Genomic DNA, 3,719 nt, shown 5'->3' with positions numbered 1-3,719 from the left:
CACACGCTACAACCCCGACTCGCCCGAGGGTGCAAGAGAAATCTATATCCCGAAGGAGATAGGCGGAGTGAAACTTACCGCCGAGGAGCAGAAAGACCTTCGTGAGGGACGAGCTATCTTCCTCAATGATATGGTGAACAACCGTGGCGAGGAGTTCTCTTCGTTCATCAAGGCAGACCTTGAGACGGGACGACTGATGTACTCACGCACTCCCGACGGCTTTGAGGAGCGTGCCAAGTTCGAGATTCCGAAAGAGATCTTCGGTGCCAAGCTCTCCGGTCAGCAGCGTGCCGACCTTCAGAGCGGCAAGTCGGTACTCGTGGAGGGCATGAAGGGCTTCGATGGCAAGAGTATCTCACAGTATGTCAAGCTGAACTCCAACCAAAACAAGCTCGACTTCTATAACGAGAATCCCGACCGAAACCGCAACGCCTCACAGCGCAATGTGGTAGCCGAGAAGCAGGAGAAGCGTCAGTCAAAGGGACAGAGCATCTAATCCGTAGTCGGACAAGTCAAATCAATGTATAACTCTAAAATGAATTTTAAGATGAACGATAAGAATAAAGCACCTTTCAAGGTGGAAGATGTAAACTGGGACGAACTTTCAGGAATCGGTATCCTCAAGGATGAACTCGAACAGGCCGGAGAGCTTGAGACACTGCTCCGAGGCGAGAAGACAGGTGTCGTATCGCTGAGCCTCGTACTCCTCGGTGTAGATGTGGTGATGGATGCCACTTTGCAGCTTGTACGCAAGAACGACTCTCCGCTGCTCGAAATCATCGGTATCAACCCCACGCAGTAACACGATTCCATTACTAACCTGACAGCCGTTTCCCGCACCGTAATCGGGACGGGAGACGGCTTCTTTAATTCCAAGAATATTATGATAGCAATTATAGCAGAAAAGCCGAGCGTAGGTCAGGACATCGCCCGCGTCATCGGTGCAACAGAGAAGAAGGATGGTTATATGGCAGGCAACGGTTATCTCGTTACCTGGGCTTTGGGACACCTCGTTTCCCTCGCCATGCCATCGGCATACGGATACGGTAAGGCTTCACATGAAGATTTGCCTATGCTCCCCGAACCGTTCCAGCTTGTGGTAAGACAGATCAAGACCGACAGAGGTATGGTAACGGACATCGGTGCCGCCAAGCAACTCAAGGTTATTGACGAGGTATTCAGCAAATGCGACAGCATCATCGTGGCTACGGATACAGGGCGTGAGGGTGAGCTTATCTTCCGATACATCTACCACTACCTCGGATATACCAAGCCCTTCAAGCGTCTTTGGATCTCCTCACTCACCGACGAGGCTATCCGTGCAGGTATGAGCAACCTCAAGGATGGCGAGGCTTACGATAGTCTATACCACGCTGCCGATTGTCGTGCAAAGGCTGATTGGCTCGTGGGTATGAATGCCAGCCGTGCATTGGCTTTGGCTTCGGGTATGCCCAACAACTCCCTCGGACGAGTGCAGACTCCTACGCTGGCGATGATATGCAGCCGCTACAAGGAGAACCGCGATTTTGTTTCTACACCTTATTGGCAACTGCATATCACACTTGAACGCTTGGGCGAGTTCCGTCAGTTCGCACATATCGAGGACTTCAAGAGCAAGGAGCAGGCAGAGGCGGCACACGCACGATTCTCGCCCGACTCAACGGCACTCATCACGAAGGTGGAGCGCAAGCGTACCTACCAGCAGGCACCGTTACTTTACGACCTTACCACTTTGCAGAAGGACTGCAACACACATCATGATATGAGTGCGGAGAAGACCCTTTCTGTGGCACAGGCTCTCTATGAGAAGAAGTATATCTCATATCCGAGAACGGGTAGCAGATATATCTCGCACGATTTGATGGAGCAGGTCTATGATTCCCTTTGGAAGATTGCCACTATACCCGAGTTCAAGGAGTATGGCAAGCGTTTCGACTTCGAGCATCTGAATATGCGTAGTGTCGATGATGACAAGGTAACGGATCACCACGCACTCATCATCACAGGCATAGAGCCTGAGGAGTTGAGCGCCCACGAGCAGATTGTCTACACAATGATTGCAGGGCGTATGCTTGAAGCGTTCTCGCCACGCTGCGAGAAGGAGTCATTGGTAATGGAGGCGACAGCCGAGGATATGAAGTTCCGTTCACGCTCTACTACCATCGTCAATCCGGGCTGGCGTGCTGTCTTTGCCCGTAAGGAGGATGCCGAGAAGGACGAGACCGAAGCCAACAAGGGTACGGCACGCTTTGCCGAGGGTGAGCAGATACCCGTTACAGGCTATGGCACGGCACAGCGTAAAACAATTCCGAAACCTCTCTACACCGAAGCGACACTCCTTGCCGCTATGGAGACTTGTGGCAGGAACATCACCGATGAGAAGGCAAAAGAGGCAATGAAGGAGCTGGGTATCGGAACGCCTGCCACACGAGCCGCCATCATCACGACACTCTTCAAGCGCGACTACATCGAGCGTTCAGGCAAAGCGCTTGTACCTACTGAGAAGGGACTCTATATCTACGAGGCAGTCAAGGATATGCAGGTTGCCAATGTGGAGCTGACAGGCAGTTGGGAGAAGACGCTCCTTCAAATCGAGCAGCATACTTTGGAGACACGCTCCTTTATGCACTCCATCGAGAGTTTCACCTCGCAGGTTACACGCGAGGTACTCGGACTGAAGTTCCCTGCACCCAAACAGCGTTCCCTTCCTTGCCCTAAATGCGGTACAGGCAAAGTGATGATACGCCCGAAGGTCGCCAAGTGCGACAATCCGGATTGCGGTCTGCTTGTATTCCGCAAGGTGCTGAACAAGGAGCTTAACGAGCAGCATCTGGAGCAGTTGCTCTCATCGGGAGCGACCAAGCTGATCAAGGGATTCAAAGGCAAGAAAGGCAACTCCTTCGATGCCGCCGTAGCCTTTGACGATGAGTTCAATGTAACGCTGGCATTTCCCGACAAGAAGAGAGGTAAGAAAAGATGATGTCAGTCATCCCGATTCGTAGGCAAAGGTAGTGAACCGCCCTCATTCCACCCCGCAAGGTCGTGCCGCAGCGGTTTCGGCAAAAATCATCCTCGCACGGCTGCGGTATTTTTACCGAAAACCTTGCAGGTGGAGGCGTTTCACATCCAAGCCCACGAAATCGGGAACGACTGTTCCCACTAAATAATATAGGATATGAAAACAAATGACCCGACCGTAAGAAAGAGAATGAAGTGGATAGGTATGATACTGTTAGCCGTAGTAGCAGCATTAGGTTTCAGCTATCTCTATACACGAGGTGTATCACCCGTATGGGCTGCGGTAGCCATCGTATGCTTCCCGGGCTTCTTCCGATTCATATACAAGATTGCCTGTATCGTAATGGCGGCATTGATACTCTTTGCCATACTAAGTTTCTTGGTCTTCTAACTCTTAAAGCAATGAAAAGGTCTTCTCATCGACTTACATCATATAAGCAGTCATATTGCAATATGGGTTGTGGGAGCTGTCCTTCTCGGACGGCTCTTTTTGTAGGCGGACGATTCAAGTATGAGGATAATAATGAAGAAAGGGATAGAGAAAATACCAGCCATTGGCAAACCGATGAACTACAGGGCAAAGTTGGCCAATGCTTCTTATCGGACAGCAAGGTCGGGCCACAGGTGGTTTCGGAGAAAATCATCCTCGCCGTGCTGCGGTATTTTCCCCGAAAACCTTGCCTTACCGGAAGCATTAGCCG

Annotated in this window: 5 protein-coding genes; all 5 read left to right on the top strand. The window is 51.3% G+C overall.

The features are described 5' to 3' along the window. Positions 1 to 496, top strand: a 496-nt coding sequence (locus NW211_RS13675; protein ID WP_258328243.1) for a DUF3945 domain-containing protein, incomplete at its 5' end; no start/stop codon positions are given. A gap of 51 nt (positions 497 to 547) precedes the next feature. Beyond that, positions 548 to 802: a DUF4099 domain-containing protein gene (locus NW211_RS13670; protein WP_005794016.1), complete on the top strand. Its 255-nt coding sequence runs from the start codon at positions 548 to 550 to the stop codon at positions 800 to 802. Positions 803 to 883: 81 nt separating this feature from the next. Further along, complete coding sequence (locus NW211_RS13665) at positions 884 to 2,980, top strand: type IA DNA topoisomerase (protein WP_258328247.1); 2,097 nt, start codon at positions 884 to 886, stop codon at positions 2,978 to 2,980. Positions 2,981 to 3,175: 195 nt separating this feature from the next. Then, positions 3,176 to 3,409 (top strand): hypothetical protein, encoded by a 234-nt coding sequence (locus tag NW211_RS13660; RefSeq protein ID WP_005794012.1) that lies wholly within the window; start codon positions 3,176 to 3,178, stop codon positions 3,407 to 3,409. Positions 3,410 to 3,529: 120 nt separating this feature from the next. Then, a partial coding sequence (locus NW211_RS13655) for a hypothetical protein (protein WP_258328246.1) occupies positions 3,530 to 3,719 on the top strand: 190 nt, incomplete at its 3' end.

This window comes from Barnesiella sp. ET7, assembly GCF_024733785.1.
In the GTDB taxonomy this organism is placed as follows: Bacteria; Bacteroidota; Bacteroidia; order Bacteroidales; family Barnesiellaceae; genus Barnesiella; species Barnesiella merdigallinarum.
The sequence above is the reverse complement of the archived record's forward strand: the minus strand, read 5'-3'. Positions and strand labels throughout refer to the sequence as shown.

What these genes read in the sequence shown, in the direction of transcription:
- NW211_RS13660 (WP_005794012.1), top strand. Translation starts at nt 3,176, where the DNA reads ATGAAAACAAATGACCCGACCGTAAGAAAGAGAATGAAGTGGATAGGT.
- NW211_RS13665 (WP_258328247.1), top strand. Translation starts at nt 884, where the DNA reads ATGATAGCAATTATAGCAGAAAAGCCGAGCGTAGGTCAGGACATCGCC.
- NW211_RS13670 (WP_005794016.1), top strand. Translation starts at nt 548, where the DNA reads ATGAACGATAAGAATAAAGCACCTTTCAAGGTGGAAGATGTAAACTGG.